Origin of the sequence: Pseudomonas sp. SBB6 (assembly GCF_024213215.1) — a bacterium.
In the GTDB taxonomy this organism is placed as follows: Bacteria; Pseudomonadota; Gammaproteobacteria; order Pseudomonadales; family Pseudomonadaceae; genus Aquipseudomonas; species Aquipseudomonas donghuensis.
Genome location: NZ_JANAVH010000015.1, coordinates 28360 through 42841 on the forward strand (window position 1 = coordinate 28360; position 14482 = coordinate 42841).

Annotated in this window: 14 protein-coding genes and 1 pseudogene; 9 read left to right on the forward strand and 6 right to left on the reverse strand. The window is 63.0% G+C overall.

From position 1 onward, the window contains the following. Positions 1 to 14 precede the first annotated feature (14 nt). A complete protein-coding gene (locus NLX68_RS23185; protein ID WP_254285984.1) occupies positions 15 to 1508 on the reverse strand; it encodes an aldehyde dehydrogenase in 1494 nt (497 codons plus the stop codon). Positions 1509 to 1940: 432 nt separating this feature from the next. On the opposite strand from NLX68_RS23185, the gene NLX68_RS23190 reads away from it, so the two are divergent. The 6 genes from NLX68_RS23190 (at position 1941) to NLX68_RS23215 (ending at position 6850) form a co-directional block, all read left to right on the forward strand. Further along, positions 1941 to 3548: a tetratricopeptide repeat-containing response regulator gene (locus tag NLX68_RS23190; RefSeq protein ID WP_254285985.1), complete on the forward strand. Its 1608-nt coding sequence runs from the start codon at positions 1941 to 1943 to the stop codon at positions 3546 to 3548. Continuing rightward, positions 3545 to 4237 (forward strand): sensor histidine kinase KdpD, encoded by a 693-nt coding sequence (locus NLX68_RS23195; RefSeq protein ID WP_254285987.1) that lies wholly within the window; start codon positions 3545 to 3547, stop codon positions 4235 to 4237. The genes NLX68_RS23190 and NLX68_RS23195 overlap by 4 nt, the downstream gene beginning before the upstream one ends. Then, the gene (locus tag NLX68_RS23200) at positions 4234 to 4620 is read left to right on the forward strand and encodes a hypothetical protein (RefSeq protein ID WP_254285988.1); all 387 of its coding nucleotides are present in this window, start codon (positions 4234 to 4236) and stop codon (positions 4618 to 4620) included. The genes NLX68_RS23195 and NLX68_RS23200 overlap by 4 nt, the downstream gene beginning before the upstream one ends. A gap of 66 nt (positions 4621 to 4686) precedes the next feature. Beyond that, positions 4687 to 5331 (forward strand): MBL fold metallo-hydrolase, encoded by a 645-nt coding sequence (locus NLX68_RS23205; protein ID WP_010225797.1) that lies wholly within the window; start codon positions 4687 to 4689, stop codon positions 5329 to 5331. A gap of 95 nt (positions 5332 to 5426) precedes the next feature. Beyond that, positions 5427 to 6122 (forward strand): OmpA family protein, encoded by a 696-nt coding sequence (locus NLX68_RS23210; protein WP_038997115.1) that lies wholly within the window; start codon positions 5427 to 5429, stop codon positions 6120 to 6122. A gap of 419 nt (positions 6123 to 6541) precedes the next feature. After that, positions 6542 to 6850: a DUF3077 domain-containing protein gene (locus NLX68_RS23215; protein WP_254286072.1), complete on the forward strand. Its 309-nt coding sequence runs from the start codon at positions 6542 to 6544 to the stop codon at positions 6848 to 6850. 112 nt (positions 6851 to 6962) lie between these two features. On the opposite strand, the gene NLX68_RS23220 is transcribed toward NLX68_RS23215, so the two are convergent. The 4 genes and pseudogenes from NLX68_RS23220 to NLX68_RS23235 all read right to left on the reverse strand — a co-directional run. Continuing rightward, entirely contained in the window at positions 6963 to 7547 is a 585-nt protein-coding gene (locus tag NLX68_RS23220; RefSeq protein ID WP_254285990.1) for a hypothetical protein, read from the reverse strand. A gap of 69 nt (positions 7548 to 7616) precedes the next feature. Next, positions 7617 to 8519, reverse strand: coding sequence for an acyltransferase (locus NLX68_RS23225; protein WP_254285991.1), 903 nt, complete (start codon positions 8517 to 8519; stop codon positions 7617 to 7619). Between the two features lie 2 nt (positions 8520 to 8521). Beyond that, complete coding sequence (gene pta, locus NLX68_RS23230) at positions 8522 to 10618, reverse strand: phosphate acetyltransferase (RefSeq protein ID WP_254285993.1); 2097 nt, start codon at positions 10616 to 10618, stop codon at positions 8522 to 8524. A 93-nt stretch (positions 10619 to 10711) separates the two neighbouring features. Then, positions 10712 to 10828, reverse strand: a pseudogene (locus NLX68_RS23235) (DUF3565 domain-containing protein); the annotation flags it as partial. On the opposite strand from NLX68_RS23235, the gene NLX68_RS23240 reads away from it, so the two are divergent. The 3 genes from NLX68_RS23240 (at position 10797) to NLX68_RS23250 (ending at position 13169) form a co-directional block, all read left to right on the forward strand. Beyond that, positions 10797 to 11282: a peptidylprolyl isomerase gene (locus NLX68_RS23240; RefSeq protein WP_010225804.1), complete on the forward strand. Its 486-nt coding sequence runs from the start codon at positions 10797 to 10799 to the stop codon at positions 11280 to 11282. The pseudogene NLX68_RS23235 and the gene NLX68_RS23240 overlap by 32 nt on opposite strands. A gap of 154 nt (positions 11283 to 11436) precedes the next feature. Continuing rightward, entirely contained in the window at positions 11437 to 11919 is a 483-nt protein-coding gene (locus tag NLX68_RS23245; RefSeq protein WP_254285994.1) for a glutathione peroxidase, read from the forward strand. Between the two features lie 146 nt (positions 11920 to 12065). After that, on the forward strand, positions 12066 to 13169 hold the full coding sequence (locus NLX68_RS23250; protein ID WP_254285995.1) for an NADH:flavin oxidoreductase: 1104 nt from the start codon (positions 12066 to 12068) through the stop codon (positions 13167 to 13169). On the opposite strand, the gene NLX68_RS23255 is transcribed toward NLX68_RS23250, so the two are convergent. Beyond that, a complete protein-coding gene (locus NLX68_RS23255) occupies positions 13138 to 14355 on the reverse strand; it encodes a glycosyltransferase family 1 protein (RefSeq protein ID WP_254285996.1) in 1218 nt (405 codons plus the stop codon). The genes NLX68_RS23250 and NLX68_RS23255 overlap by 32 nt on opposite strands. Between the last annotated feature and the right edge of the window lie 127 nt (positions 14356 to 14482).

The window sequence follows — 14482 nt, forward strand, 5'->3', positions numbered from 1 at the left end:
TGCCACTCTGAGGGTTACAGCTTGATCAGCACCGACTTGAGCTCGGTGTAGTGCTCGATGGCCGCTGCGCCCATTTCCCGGCCGACCCCCGACATCTTGTAGCCGCCGAACGGCAACGCCGGGTCGAGGGCGCTGTGGCAGTTGACCCATACCGAGCCCGAGCGGATCTGCGGGATCATCCGGTGCACCGCGCCCAGGTTGTTGGACCAGATGCTCGCACCCAGGCCGTAGGGGCTGTCGTTGGCCATGCGCACCGCGTCAGCTTCGTCATCGAACGGAATGGCCACCAGCACCGGGCCGAAGATTTCTTCCTGCACCAGCGGGTGACGCTGGTCGACATCGACAATCACCGTTGGCTTGACGAAGTAACCGGGGCCGAATTGCTCGCCACCGCAGGCGATGGTCGCACCGCTGCTGCGGCCTTGCTCGATGTAGTCGTAGACGCGCTTTTGCTGGCGCGCGGAAATCAGCGGTCCCATCTCCACGCTGGGGTCCAGGCCATTGCCGAGTTTCATGGCATTGGCGATGCCAGCAATATCGGCCACCACATTGTCGAAATGCTTGCGCTGCACGTACAGGCGGGAACCGGCACAGCACACCTGACCCTGGTTGAAGAAGATCGCGCTGGCGGCGCCGGCGGCGGCGCTGGCCAGATCGGCGTCGGCCATGACGATGGTCGGTGATTTGCCGCCCAGTTCCAGGGTGACCCGGGTCATGGAGTCCATGGCGATCTTACCGATGGTCTTGCCCACGGCGGTGGAGCCGGTGAAGGTCAGTTTGTCGACCAGCGGGTTGCGGGTCAGGGCATCGCCGGCGACCAGGCCGGTGCCGGTCACGACGTTGAGGACACCCGCCGGGTAACCCGCTTCCAGTACCAGTTCGGCCAGTTTCAGAGCACTCAGCGGGGTCTCATCGGCAGGCTTGAGGACCATGGTGCAGCCGGTGGCCAGGGCCGGGCCGAGCTTCCAGCAGGCCAGCAGCAGCGGGAAGTTCCAGGCGACGATGGCGCCGACCACGCCGACCGCTTCACGGCGCACGAACCCGTGGAACTGATCGGCGGGCATCAACGGCATCGACACCTCGACGGTGCTGCCTTCGATCTTGGTGGCCCAGCCGGCCATATAGCGCAGAAAGTCGATCGACAGCTGCACGTCCATGGCCCGGGCTACCACGGCACTCTTGCCGTTGTTCAGGCATTCGAGCTGGGCGAGGATTTCGCCGTCGCGTTCAAGCAGGTCGGCCAGGCGCCACAGCAGGTTCTGCCGCTCGCGTGGGCGGGTGCGGCTCCAGGCGGAGTCATCGAACGCCTGGCGGGCGGCGTGTACCGCGCGGTCGACATCGGCCGGGGTGGCGGCGGGCACCTCGCAGAGGTTCTCGCCGTTGGCCGGGTTGCGCAGGGTCAGGCGGGCGCCATCGCTGGAGTCGACCCAGTCGGCGCCAATCAGCATGCGTGGGGCGCGGCGAATGAAGGCTTCGACGTCGGGGTGCAGGGGGGCAGTGGTGGACATGGCAAACCTCATTGTTGTGAGTGAGTGCCGGGTGTTCGCAACGCTTGTGCCAAAGTGGCGAAGTCCCTGTTTTCAGGCGCTGTCGGGCAAGGTTGGCAGTGTGTCGCCGGGATGCTCCGTCTCATTTTGAGACAGTGGTGAGACGGGGCGGTATGTATCGTCACCTCAAGCACCGTTGCCCGCAACAGGGCTGCGGCGCTTTACTCTGCGTCTGGCATAAATGATGATGGCTTAATGCTATTAACTGCGTCATTACTGGTACGATCGTGCGCCAAATATGCGCAGCACAAGCCTCAAGCTATCGCCCTGTGTGGCCGATACTCTGCGAGTGCGGCCCGATTCATTGCCGCAGCGAATCTACCCGCGAAGCCGAGCCTGTCCGTGAAGGTGCCTCTGCGTCTATTTTTTTATTTGCCATGACAGGTTTCGTGGATGCAGGTCTACAGCCAAAAAAGCTTTCTGATTGTCGATGACTTCTCCGATTTTCGCAGCTCGGCCCGCTCGATGTTGCGCGAACTGGGCGTGCGCGATGTCGACACCGCCGACAGTGGCGAGCAGGCACTGCGCATGTGCGCGCAGAAACGTTACGACTTTATCCTTCAAGACTTCCACTTGGGCGATGGCAAGAAGAACGGCCAGCAGGTGCTCGAGGACCTGATCCTCGACAAACTGATCAGTCATGAGTGCGTGTTCCTCATGGTCACCGCCGAAAGCAGCCAGGCGATTGTCCTCAGCGCCCTGGAGCACGAGCCCGACGCCTACCTGACCAAGCCGTTCAACCGCATCGGCCTGGCTCAGCGCCTGGAAAAACTGGTGCAGCGCAAGACCTTGCTCAAGCCGATCCTCCAGGCCCTGGACCGCGGCCGTCCGGCCGAGGTGCTGGCGGCCTGCGCCGAGCTGTGCAAGAAGGACCCGCGCTTCGCGCCGCTGTGCCTGCGTTATCGCGCCGATGCCTTGCGCGACCTCAACCGCGTCGATGAGCTGGAGAAGTTCCTCACCACCATCATCGCCAGCCGCGCCACGCCCTGGGCCTATGCCGCCCTGGGCAACCTGTTGTACAAGCGCAACCAGTTGGCCCAGGCCCAGGGCGTATACGAACAAGCGCTCAAGGCTTTCCCAATGATGCCCGGGCTGTACGATGGCCTGGCCGAGGTGCTGGTGGCCCTGGGTGAAAGCAAGCGCGCCCAGGGTGTGCTGGAGGAGGCCGTGCGCCTCTCGCCGCTGGCCGTACGCCGGCAGATGATGCTGGGCAAGCTGGCCCTGAGCAACGACGACTACGACACCTCGTCCAAGGCCTACCGGCACGCCGTCAACCAGGGCCAGAGCTCGCGTTACAAAGACCCGGAGAGCAACCTCGGGCTGGTTCAGGCGCTGATGAACAAGAACGCCGGCAACGGCCTGGATGCACGTACCCGGGTCGAGATCAATACCGTGCTCAGCGAAGTGGCCAAAGAGAACGTCGAAGACCAGGGGCTGCAGGTGCGCGCACGGTTGATGAAAGCCGCCAGCCTGCAGCAGGCCGGCGACGCCGAAACCGCCGCCAAGCTGACCGAACAGGCCATGGCCCGGCTGGAGAAAATGGACCAGTTTTTCTCGGTGGAAGCCGCGTTGGTGGTGGCCACGCAGTTGCAACAGCTCGGTCAGGAGGCTGCCGGCACCTCGATTCTCAAGGGTTGCGTGGAGACCTACGGTGACGACCCCAAGGTCATGCAGAGCGTGGCACAGCTGACCGATGATCCGAACGTGTTGGGCGCGGTGACCGAAGCGGTCGACCTCAACCGCCAGGGCGTACGCAGTTACCAGGCCGGCCAGCTCAGCGAAGCGCTGGCGCAGTTCCGCCGGGCCCTGACGCTGCAGCCGAAGAACATCAGCATCGCCCTCAACAGCGCGCAGGCGCTGCTGCGTATCGGTGGCGAGACACCACCGCCGGCGATCATGGAAGAGTGCCGCGCCTGCCTGAGCAGCGTGACCGGCATCCCGAAAAGCGACAACCGTTACGATCGCTACCGCAAACTGCACATCCGGGCCTTTGGCGCATGAACCAGGACAACCAGGGGCTGGATTTCTCCACGGTGATCGCCTCCACCGTACACGACATGAAGAACTCCCTGGCAGCCCTGACCCAGGCCCACAGCCAGTGGCTGACGCGCCTGCCCGAAGCGTTGCGCAGCGGCAGCGAACAGGGGGTGATGGAGCACGAATTCAGCCACCTCAACGGCATGCTGGTGCAGTTGCTGGGCTTGTACAAGCTGGGCGTCAACCAACTGCCCATGTGCCCCGATTATCACGAGCTCGACGATTTCATCGAAGCCCAGCTGGCCGCCCAGCAGAACCTGCTGCAGCACCGCGACATCCTCGCCAGCTGGCGCATTGAAACCGCAAGCCCGCTGGGTTTCTTCGACCGCGAACTGGTCGGCTCGGTAGTGGCCAACATCCTCAACAACGCCATTCGTTATGCCGGGCATACCTTGTTGATCAGCGTCAGCGACGAAGGCGAACAACTGCTGCTGAGCATCAACGATGACGGCCCGGGCTTCCCGGCGCGCATGCTCGAGCGTCAGCAGGAGTATGTGCAGGGTATCGACGGCAAGAGCGGCAGCACCGGCCTGGGGTTGTACTTCGCGGCGCGGATTGCCGCTCTGCACGAGCGCAACGGCGTCAAGGGGCGAATCGAGATTGCCAACGGCGGGGTGTTGGGCGGGGGGCTTTTCAGGCTCTATTTGCCGTGAAATGGTTATCCCGCGGGCTGTTGGCCGGGCTGTTGCTGCCATTGAGTGGATGCCAGATTGCCCTGTACCCGATTACCCTGATCAGCTGCGCTTTGCGTGCGCAGCCGACGCTCTCCCCTGAAGCCTTGCCGCTGGCGAGGGTGGGGCAGCCCTATCATGCGCAGATCACGCTCATCGCTAGCAGTTCGCCGGTGAGTGGCTTCTATGCCGCACCCTTACCGCCAGGGCTGACACTGCAGCACCAGGGCCGCAGGCCTGACGCGACATTGGTCGGCACACCGCAACGTGCGGGGGTCTATCGCTTCGTGGTGTCGGTGGGGACGTTTGGTACGCAGTGTGCTGGCTTGAGTGCGGATCGCGAGTATCGCCTTGAGGTGAAGTGACGAGCGCCGTCGCCGGAGGTGGAAGGCTGTGCGACACTCCACCCTTTGCTCCACAGGATTGCACCCATGAACCCGGCTAAACCCGCCCTGATCCGCGAAACCTTCCCCGTCGGCCCGTTGCAGTGCAACTGCACCATCATCGGTGACCCGATCAGCAAAAAGGCCATCGTCGTCGATCCGGGTGGCAATCACGAGCAGATCCTCGCCCGCCTGGATGCCCATGGCCTGAAGGTGGTGAGCATCATCCATACCCACGCGCATCTGGATCATTTCCTCGCCTCCGGGCAGTTGAAGGAGAAGACCGGCGCCACCCTGCACCTGCATAAGGACGACCAGTTCCTCTGGGACAACCTGGAAATGCAGTGCCAGATGTTCGGCGTGCCCTACACTCCGGTGCCGGCGCCGGACCGCTGGCTGGCCGATGATGAAGAGCTGGCCTGCGGCTGTGGCGTGGCCTTGCACACCCCGGGGCACACGCCGGGCTCGATGAGTTTCTGGTTCGCCGAGGCCAAGCTGCTGATTGCAGGCGATACGCTTTTTCGTCGTGGGATTGGTCGCACCGATTTGTGGGGTGGTGATCAGGCGACTATCGTTCGTTCCATCAAGCAGCGCTTGTACAGCCTGGATGAAGAGGCGACGGTGGTGACCGGACACGGGCCGGATACCCGCCTGGGTGATGAGATGCGCCAGAACCCGTTCGTGCGCGCGTGAAGTTTCAGGGAATTTTTCTGCTTTGCTGCAATCCAAGGCTGGCATAGATCCGAATCAGATCCGCTGCACTTTCGAATTACAGTAGGAGCTTGTCCATGTTCACCATGCGTCGTTTGATTATCGTCGCTACCGCTGCCGCGCTGATGTCCGGTTGTGCCAGCCCCAACCCGTATGACAGCCAGGGTCAGGCGCAGCAGGGCTCCACAGGGATGAGCAAAACTGCCAAGTACGGCGGCCTGGGCGCGCTGGCCGGTGCCATTGCCGGTGCTGCCATCGACCATAACAACCGCGGCAAAGGTGCGCTGATCGGCGCTGCCGCCGTGGGTGCTGCTGCCGCAGGTTATGGTTATTACGCCGACAAGCAGGAAGCCGCGCTGCGTGAAAGCATGGCCAACACCGGTGTCGAGGTTCAACGCCAGGGCGACCAGATCAAACTGATCATGCCGGGCAACATCACCTTTGCCACCGACTCGGCCAACATCGCCCCAAGCTTCTACTCGCCGCTGAACAACCTGGCCAACTCCTTCAAGCAGTTCAACCAGAACACCATTGAAGTGGTCGGCTATACCGACAGCACCGGCAGCCGCCAGCACAACATGGACCTGTCCCAGCGTCGTGCACAATCGGTGGTCACCTACCTGACCTCCCAGGGTGTCGATGGCAGCCGCGTCAGTGCTCGTGGCCTGGGCCCGGACCAGCCGATCGCCAGCAACGCCGACGCCAACGGCCGCGCGCAGAACCGTCGGGTAGAGGTCAACCTCAAGCCGATTCCCGGGCAGCAGTATCAGTAAGTTGCAAGATGTAAGAAGGGGAGCCTGGCTCCCCTTTTTTGTGCCTGCAGTGGCCTCATCGCTGGCAAGCCAGCTCCCGCAGAGGCCTGGTTAGCATCCTGCAACAGCCTTGGGCTGGTAGTTTGAGCGTCCTAGGACCTATCCTACGAATTCTGTCGCCCTGCAGATGATTGCTCCGGGGGAAGTACGCCACTAGGCTCACCGGGTCGCTGATGTATCAGCGATCGGGTTTGGCGACCCGAGTACATCATCCTGCTTCCATGACGTCAGTCGTTATGGCAGTTGTGCGCGGGAGGGCTTCGGCCCTGCCGGGTTGTCCTGATGTCTCGGTTCGCCAACCTGCGTACAGCTGCCACCATTTCTGTTTGGCGACAGAGGTGGTGCAGCTCCCTTAACATCAGGAGCTTCATCATGAAAAGATCGTTCCAGACCCACCTGAATTCCACCTTCTCGAAACCACAGAAACCCCATTCGGCCTCTGCGATGCCGGTCATCCACAGTTATTCGCCGTGCGCGCCGGGGTCAATGTCGAAGATGCGCTGGTGCATGCGTCGCTGTATTTGAAATGCGCGAGCCTGACTGGACCGCTGGCGGTCGAGCATACCCGTGAGCCGGGGCGAGGGTTTCTTCAGGCGACCCTGCATTCCCATGAAATGGCCAAGGCATTGGTTGATGCGTTGCTTGATGGGCTGGAGAGCCGTGTGATCAGGATGCCAGGCGGCGCCTGAGTTGCGAGCGCGTTGCGCTCGATCGCTGGCAAGGCCAGCTCCCACAGGTCCGGAGTGTGCCCAGATTAACTGTGGGAGCCGGCTTTGCCGGCGATACGGTAGGTCAGGCGACTCAGCTTGGGCTTCTGGTAGTGATTGTCAGCACATCGGTATAAACGATGACCACAGACTGACCGACTTTGAGGTTCTTCATGCGCTCCTGAAGTTCAGGATCTTCGACCTTCACGACTTTTTGCGGGCCTTCAGGTGGCATCAGCGTGACTTCGTGGGTTTTCAGGTCGATCTTGGTGATCTTCGAGGTGACCTTGATCTGCCGGAATGCCTCGCCACCGGGGTTAGGGTTGTCCTTGGTGGCACGGATCACCCCGGCTTCCTTGCTCACGCCCGGTGCACCGCCAACGGTGGTATCGAGCACGGTAGCAACCGAGCGGTTGACCGTGATGTTGACCAGGTCACCGACCTTGAGATTATGCAGGTCCTTGGCCTTGTCGCTCAGCTGGATCGGCACCTCAGAGTTCTCAGGCCCTGCCACCGTAACGATGCGCTTATCGAGGTCAATGGCAAGGACTTTGGTATCCACCACATCCTCAGTGGCGACAGCGTCGATCAGCTTCTCTTCTGCCTGCACCGTGAAACTGGCTGCAGACAGAAGCGAAACAACAGCAAAAGCATGGGCAAAGCGGCGCAGTGGTTTCATAGGCTTACGTTCCGTGTGATGGCTAATGAAAAACATCGTAGGAAGTGAGCATAGATGCTGTCTGGCAAATCACCTGTCGGCGTTTTGTCGCAGCCGTTCCAGCAAGGCGTCCTTGTCGCTCCACAGCTGGTTGATCCATTGCTGGAAGGCCAGGCGGTAGGTTTCATCCTGGTCGTAGTTCTTGCCCAGAAACTCGGCCGGAATCGCCAGTTTCTCGAAGTGCACGACGATGTGCCTGACCCGCCCGCAGAGCAAGTCCCAGAAGCCTGGCGCACCGTTCGGATAATGAATGGTGACGTTGACGATCGACTGCAGTTGCTCGCCCATGGCATCCAGTACAAAGGCAATGCCGCCGGCCTTGGGCTTGAGCAGGTGCTTGAACCGTGACTGCTGCTGGCGATGCTTGGCCTCGGTGAAGCGCGTGCCTTCGGCGAAGTTGAAGATTGCCGTCGGCTTGCCGCGAAACTTGGCGCAGGTGCGGCGGGTGGTTTCCAGGTCCTTGCCGGCCTTTTCCGGGTGCTTGGCCAGGTACGCCTTGGAGTAGCGCTTCATGAACGGGAAGCCCAGCGCCCACCAGGCCAGGCCGATCACCGGCACCCAGATCAGTACCTGCTTGAGGAAGAACTTCAGCGGGCGGATACGGCGGTTGAGCACGTACTGCAGTACCAGGATATCGACCCAGCTCTGGTGGTTGCTGGTGACCAGGTAGCTGTGTTGGTAATCCAGCCCGGCCAGGCCTTCGACCTGCCAGCGGGCCTTGCCCAGCAGGTTGATCCAGGCGTTGTTGTTGCTGATCCAGGCTTCGTGGATGTGGCGCATCAGTTCATCGGTGAGCCGCTGCGCCGCGGCAAACGGCAGCAGCAGCTTGAACAGGCTGACGATAAACAACGGGGTGCAGCAGACGATGGTATTGAGCCCCAGCAGCAACGAGGCGATAACCCCGCGCAGTGGCGCGGGTAGCAATCCGAGCATGTTCAGCTATCCAGTGAGCGGTTGGCCTGAATGGCGGTCAGGGCGATGGTGTAGACGATGTCGTCGACCTGGGCGCCGCGTGGCAGGTCGTTGACCGGCTTGCGCAGGCCTTGCAGCATCGGCCCGAGGCTTACGCAATCGGCGCTGCGCTGCACAGCCTTGTGGGTGGTGTTGCCGGTGTTCAGGTCGGGGAACACGAACACCGTGGCGCGGCCGGCCACTTGACTGTTGGGCGCCAGTTGCCGGGCGATGTCCAGGTTGGCCGCAGCGTCGTACTGCAAGGGGCCGTCGATCAGCAGGCCGCGCTGGGTTTCCTGGGCCAGCAGGGTGGCTTCGCGAACCTTCTCGACCTCTTCGCCACTGGCCGAATCACCGCTGGAGTAGCTGATCATCGCCACCCGCGGGGCAATACCGAAGGCTTCGGCGGAGTCGGCGCTCTGCAGGGCGATTTCCGCCAGCTCATGGGCCGTTGGGTGCGGGTTCATCACGCAGTCGCCGTACACCAGCACCTGCTCGGGGAACAGCATGAAGAACACTGACGACACCAGGCTGCAGCCCGGCGCGGTCTTGATCAGTTGCAGGGCCGGGCGGATGGTGTTGGCGGTGGAGTGCACCAGGCCCGACACCAGGCCGTCGACCTCGTCCAGGGCCAGCATCATGGTGCCGATCACCACCGGGTCTTCGAGTTGCTGTTCGGCCATCGGCGCATTGAGGCTCTTGCTCTTGCGCAGGCTGACCATCGGCTCGACATAGCGCTCGCGGATCAGGTCCGGGTCAAGAATCTCCAGGCCCTCGGGCAGGCTGATGCCCTGGGCGCGGGCCACGGCCTGAACGTCGTCGGGCTTGGCCAGCAGCACACAGCGGGCAATACCGCGGGCCTGGCAGATGGCGGCGGCCTGAACGGTCATCGGCTCGGCGCCTTCGGGCAGGACAATACGCTTGTTGGCCTGCTGGGCGCGCTGGATCAACTGGTAGCGGAACACGGCTGGCGACAGGCGCAGCTCGCGCGGGGTGCCGCAGCGCTGGTGCAGCCAGTCGGCGTCCAGGTAGCTGGCGACGAAATCGGTGATGAGTTCCGCGCGCTCGCGGTCATCCACCGGGATTTCCTTGTTCAGGCCGTTGAGCTGGTTGGCGGTGTCGTACGAGCCGGTGCTTACCGACAGGACCGGCAAGCCGGCCAGCAGCGCGCCCTGGCACAGTTCGAGGATGCGCGGGTCGGGCTTGCTGTCGCTGGTCAGCAGCAGGCCCGCCAGTGGTACACCGTTGATCGCCGCCAGGCTCACGGCGAGGATGATGTCGTCGCGATCCCCCGGGGTCACCACCAACGTGCCGGGCTTGAGCAGCGGCACGGTATTGGCCACGGTGCGGGCGCAGATGATGATCTTGTTCATCCGCCGGGTTTCGTAGTCGCCGGCATTGAGTACCTGGGCACCGAGCAGTTCGGCCACATCGCGGGTGCGCGGGTCGTTGAGGCCGGCCTGGAAGGGGATGCAGCCGAGCAGGCGGAAGTCGCCGCCGCGCAGCAGCGGCGAATGCTCGACCAGGCGCGCGGCGAAGGCGCTCATGTCCTCGTCGGTGCGCACCTTGTTGAGGATTACCCCGAGCACTTTCGGGTCGCGTGGCCCACCAAACAGCTGGGCCTGCAGTTCGACGCGCCCGGACAGCTCGGTGAGCACCTCGTTTTCCGGTGCCGACACCAGGATCACTTCGGCATCCAGGCTCTTGGCCAGGTGCAGGTTGACCCGCGCGGCGTAGCTGGCGTGGCGGGTCGGGACCATGCCTTCGACCACCACCACGTCCTTGCCGATGCAGGCCTGCTGGTAGAGGGTAATGATTTCCTCGAGCAGTTCATCCAGCTGGCCGTCGCCCAGCATACGCTCGACATGGGCCAGGCTCAGCGGCTGCGGTGGCTTGAGGCCATGGGTGCGGGCAACCAGTTCGGTGGAGCGTTCCGGGCCGGTATCGCCCGGGTGCGGCTGGGCAATCGGCTTGAAGAAGCCAACCTTCAACCCGGCACGCTCCAGGGTGCGCACCAGGCCCAGGCTGATGGAGGTCAGGCCGACGCCAAAGTCGGTCGGCGCGATAAAAAATGTCTGCATGCGAGCTTCTCGAAATGAGCTGTGCAAAAGAATCAATTGCCAAGGGTATCGCTATCGACCCCCCGAGCGCACCCGTCGCAAATATCCGGCAACCCGTTTGTCCGGGTTGCGTTCGCTTTCAGGCGAGGCCTTGGTTACACTTGTTCGTTCTACATTCTTATGCAAAAGGTCTCGCCCCATGCTGATCGCCGCCAAAAAGGCTGTCTCCATCGACTATACCCTGACCAACGACGCTGGTGAGGTCATCGACAGCTCCGCCGGCGGCGCTCCGCTGGTCTACCTGCATGGCGCAGGCAACATCATTCCGGGCCTGGAAAAAGCCCTGGAAGGTAAAACCACCGGTGACGAGCTGGACGTTGCCGTCGAGCCGGAAGACGCCTACGGCGAATACCTGGCCGAGCTGGTCAGCACCCTGAACCGCAGCATGTTCGAAGGTGTCGACGAGCTGGAAGTGGGCATGCAGTTCCACGCTTCGGCGCCGGATGGCCAGATGCAGATCGTTACCATTCGCGACCTGGACGGCGACGACGTCACCGTCGACGGCAACCACCCACTGGCTGGCCAGCGCCTGAACTTCAAGGTCAAGGTCGTCAACGTGCGTGACGCCAGCGAAGAAGAAGTAGCCCATGGCCACGTCCATGGCGAAGGTGGCCATCACCACTGATTTTCTGCGCTAAGCTCAGAGAGTCGCGAAGGCGCCCGGGCAAGTCCGTCGCTCCAGCAGGGGAAGACGGCTTGGCAGGGGCGCCTTTTTAATGGGCTGGTTTTACTGATTGCAGCCCGCAGCGGCAACCGGGATCTGGAAAGGGGAGTACGTCATGAGTGCATTTCACGACCTGAAGTTGCAGGCACTGGATGGCCAGGAGTTGCCTCTGGCGCCGTTCAAGGGCCAGGTGGTGCTGGTGGTCAATGTCGCCTCCAAGTGTGGCCTGACCCCGCAGTATGCGGCGCTGGAAAACCTCTATCAGCAGTACAAGGGCAAAGGCTTCAGCGTATTGGGCCTGCCGTGCAACCAGTTTGCCGGGCAGGAGCCGGGCAGTGAAGAAGAAATCCAGAAGTTCTGCAGCCTGAACTACGGCGTGAGCTTTCCGTTGGGCAGCAAGCTTGAAGTCAACGGTCACGACCGTCATCAGCTGTATCGCTTGCTGGCGGGCGAAGGCGCCGAGTTTCCGGGCGATATCACCTGGAACTTCGAGAAGTTTCTGGTCGGTAAGGACGGCCGCGTGCTGGCGCGCTTCTCGCCACGTACCGCACCGGATGATCCGACAGTGGTGCAGGCGATCGAGAAGGCTCTGGCCTAACCCCATCGCGGGGCAAGCCCGCTTCTACACCCTTGTAGGAGCGGGCTTGCCCCGCGATGCTGTTCAATCACCCAGATCAATAGTACTGGGCCACCCGAACGGCTCACCCTATCCTCAGGCGCATTCCCTATCCTCTGGAGCGCCCCATGTCCGCCAACGCACTCTTTACTCCCTTCCAACTGGGCACCCTCGAGCTGCCAAGCCGGGTGGTCATGGCACCGATGACCCGTACCTTCTGCCCTGGCGGCGTACCGCACGCGCAAGTGGTGGAATACTACCGCCGCCGCGCCGCCGCAGGCGTCGGCCTGATCATCACTGAAGGCACCACGGTCGGCCACAAAGCCGCCAATGGCTACCCGAATGTGCCGCGCTTTTACGGGGAAGACGCCCTGGCCGGCTGGAAAAACGTCGTCGACGCCGTGCACGCCGAAGGCGGGCGCATCGTGCCACAGCTCTGGCACGTGGGTAGCGTGCGCCGCCTGGGCACCGAGCCGGATGCCAGCGTACCGGGCTATGGCCCGAGCGAGAAGCTCAAGGACGGCCAGGTCGTGGTGCACGGCATGACCCAGGCAGATATCCGTGAGGTGATCGAGGCTTTCGCCCAGGCCGCTCGTGATGCCCAGGCCATTGGCATGGATGGCGTCGAGATCCACGGCGCCCACGGCTATCTGATCGACCAGTTCTTCTGGGAGGCGAGCAACCAGCGCACGGACGAATACGGCGGCGACCTGGCCGGCCGTTCGCGTTTTGCCATCGAGCTGATCCAGGCGGTGCGTGCGGCGGTGGGTCCGGACTTCCCGATCATTTTCCGTTTTTCGCAATGGAAGCAGCAGGACTACAGCGCCCGCCTGGTACAGAGCGCCGACGCCCTCGGCGCGTTCCTGCAGCCATTGGTGGACGCCGGCGTGGATATCTTCCACTGCTCGACCCGGCGCTTCTGGGAGCCGGAGTTCGAAGGCTCGGACCTCAACCTGGCCGGCTGGACTCGCCAGTTCACCGGCAAGCCGACCATCACCGTCGGCAGCGTCGGCCTGGATGGCGAGTTCCTGCAGTTCATGGTCGCCACCGACAAAGTGGCACAGCCGGCTAGCCTTGAGAACCTGCTCAAGCGCCTGAACAACGACGAGTTCGACCTGGTGGCGGTCGGCCGCGCGCTGCTGGTGGACCCAGACTGGGCAGCCAAAGTGCGTGATGGCCGCGAGCAGGACATCCTGCCGTTCAGCCGTGAGGCGTTGACGACTCTGGTTTGATTGCAAGTGCTGCCGGGCTCGGGCGCGCAACGTTGCCCTGGCCCTGGCGGCAGGCTGCCTGCAAGTGCGCTTCGAACTGCTCGACAATCGCCGGCCAGCCCTGGCGGCTGGCGTGCTGGCGGGCATTGAGGCGCACCCGGCGCAGGGTTTCCGGCTCTTCCAGCAACCAGGCGGCGGCATCGATAAAGGCCGCTTCGTCACCCGGCATGGCCAGTGCGCCGCTGTGCCCGTGGCGGATGTGCTGGGCTGCTGCCGCTTCATCGTAGGCGACCACGCCCAGGCCTGAAGCCAGGGCTTCAAGCACCACATTGCCGAAGGTTTCGGTCAGGCTGGGAAACAGGAACACATCCCCCGAGGCATAGTGCTCGGCCAGCGTTTCGCCACGCTGGGCGCCGCAGAACACTGCGCCCGGCAGGCGTTGTTCAAGCATGCTGCGCTGTGGCCCGTCACCCACTACGATCAGCTTGATGCGCCGCTGTGGATACTGCTGCTGCAGGGCCTCCAGGCACGGCTGGAGCAAACCGAGGTTCTTCTCGGCGGCCAGGCGCCCGACATGCAGCAAGGCGATATCGTCATCGCCCAGGCCCCATTGTTCACGCAACGCCTGATTGCGCCGTGCCGGGTTGAACAGCTGGCTGTCGACCCCGCGGGCCATCAGGCTGAGGTTATCGAAGCCGCGCCGTTCCAGCTCCAGGCGCTGGCTGAGGCTGGGCACCAGGGTGGTGTGGGTGCGCCGGTGGAACCAGCGCAGGTAGTGGGTCAGCAGGCGCGCCAGCAGGCCCAGGCCGTACTCGCTGGAGTATTGCTGGAAGTTGGTGTGAAAACCGCTGACCACAGCAATCCCCAGGCGCCGTGCCGCACGCAGGGCGCTCAGGCCCAGCGGGCCTTCGGTGGCGATGTACAGCACGTCGGGGCGTTGCCGGCGCCAGCGGCGGATCAACTTGTGCATCGACACCTGGCCCCACTGCAAACCCGGATACCCCGGCAACGGCCAGCCCCGGCACAGCAGCAGGTTTTCATCGCTGGCAGAGGGCTGTTCGGCCAGTTGCCGCGGGCGCACCAGCTCGACCCGGTGACCGCGCGAGCGCAAGCCATCGCTGAGGCGGCCAAGGGTATTGGCCACGCCGTTGATTTCCGGTGGAAAGGTTTCACTGATCAGGGTGACATGCAGGGACGGTGTGCTCATGAAGCCAGTGTCGACCGCCCGGATTGCCGCTCTGTGACCAATAAATGACAGATCGATGACGCCTGATTACCGGCGGTTTTCAGCGCTTAAATATTTCCCAGCAAGTGACTCAAGATTGCCTGGCAAG

Coding starts and splice junctions, on each gene's coding strand:
- NLX68_RS23185 (WP_254285984.1), bottom strand. CDS start 1,508: ATGTCCACCACTGCCCCCCTGCACCCCGACGTCGAAGCCTTCATTCGC.
- NLX68_RS23190 (WP_254285985.1), top strand. CDS start 1,941: ATGCAGGTCTACAGCCAAAAAAGCTTTCTGATTGTCGATGACTTCTCC.
- NLX68_RS23195 (WP_254285987.1), top strand. CDS start 3,545: ATGAACCAGGACAACCAGGGGCTGGATTTCTCCACGGTGATCGCCTCC.
- NLX68_RS23205 (WP_010225797.1), top strand. CDS start 4,687: ATGAACCCGGCTAAACCCGCCCTGATCCGCGAAACCTTCCCCGTCGGC.
- NLX68_RS23210 (WP_038997115.1), top strand. CDS start 5,427: ATGTTCACCATGCGTCGTTTGATTATCGTCGCTACCGCTGCCGCGCTG.
- NLX68_RS23220 (WP_254285990.1), bottom strand. CDS start 7,547: ATGAAACCACTGCGCCGCTTTGCCCATGCTTTTGCTGTTGTTTCGCTT.
- NLX68_RS23225 (WP_254285991.1), bottom strand. CDS start 8,519: ATGCTCGGATTGCTACCCGCGCCACTGCGCGGGGTTATCGCCTCGTTG.
- pta (WP_254285993.1), bottom strand. CDS start 10,618: ATGCAGACATTTTTTATCGCGCCGACCGACTTTGGCGTCGGCCTGACC.
- NLX68_RS23240 (WP_010225804.1), top strand. CDS start 10,797: ATGCTGATCGCCGCCAAAAAGGCTGTCTCCATCGACTATACCCTGACC.
- NLX68_RS23245 (WP_254285994.1), top strand. CDS start 11,437: ATGAGTGCATTTCACGACCTGAAGTTGCAGGCACTGGATGGCCAGGAG.
- NLX68_RS23250 (WP_254285995.1), top strand. CDS start 12,066: ATGTCCGCCAACGCACTCTTTACTCCCTTCCAACTGGGCACCCTCGAG.
- NLX68_RS23255 (WP_254285996.1), bottom strand. CDS start 14,355: ATGAGCACACCGTCCCTGCATGTCACCCTGATCAGTGAAACCTTTCCA.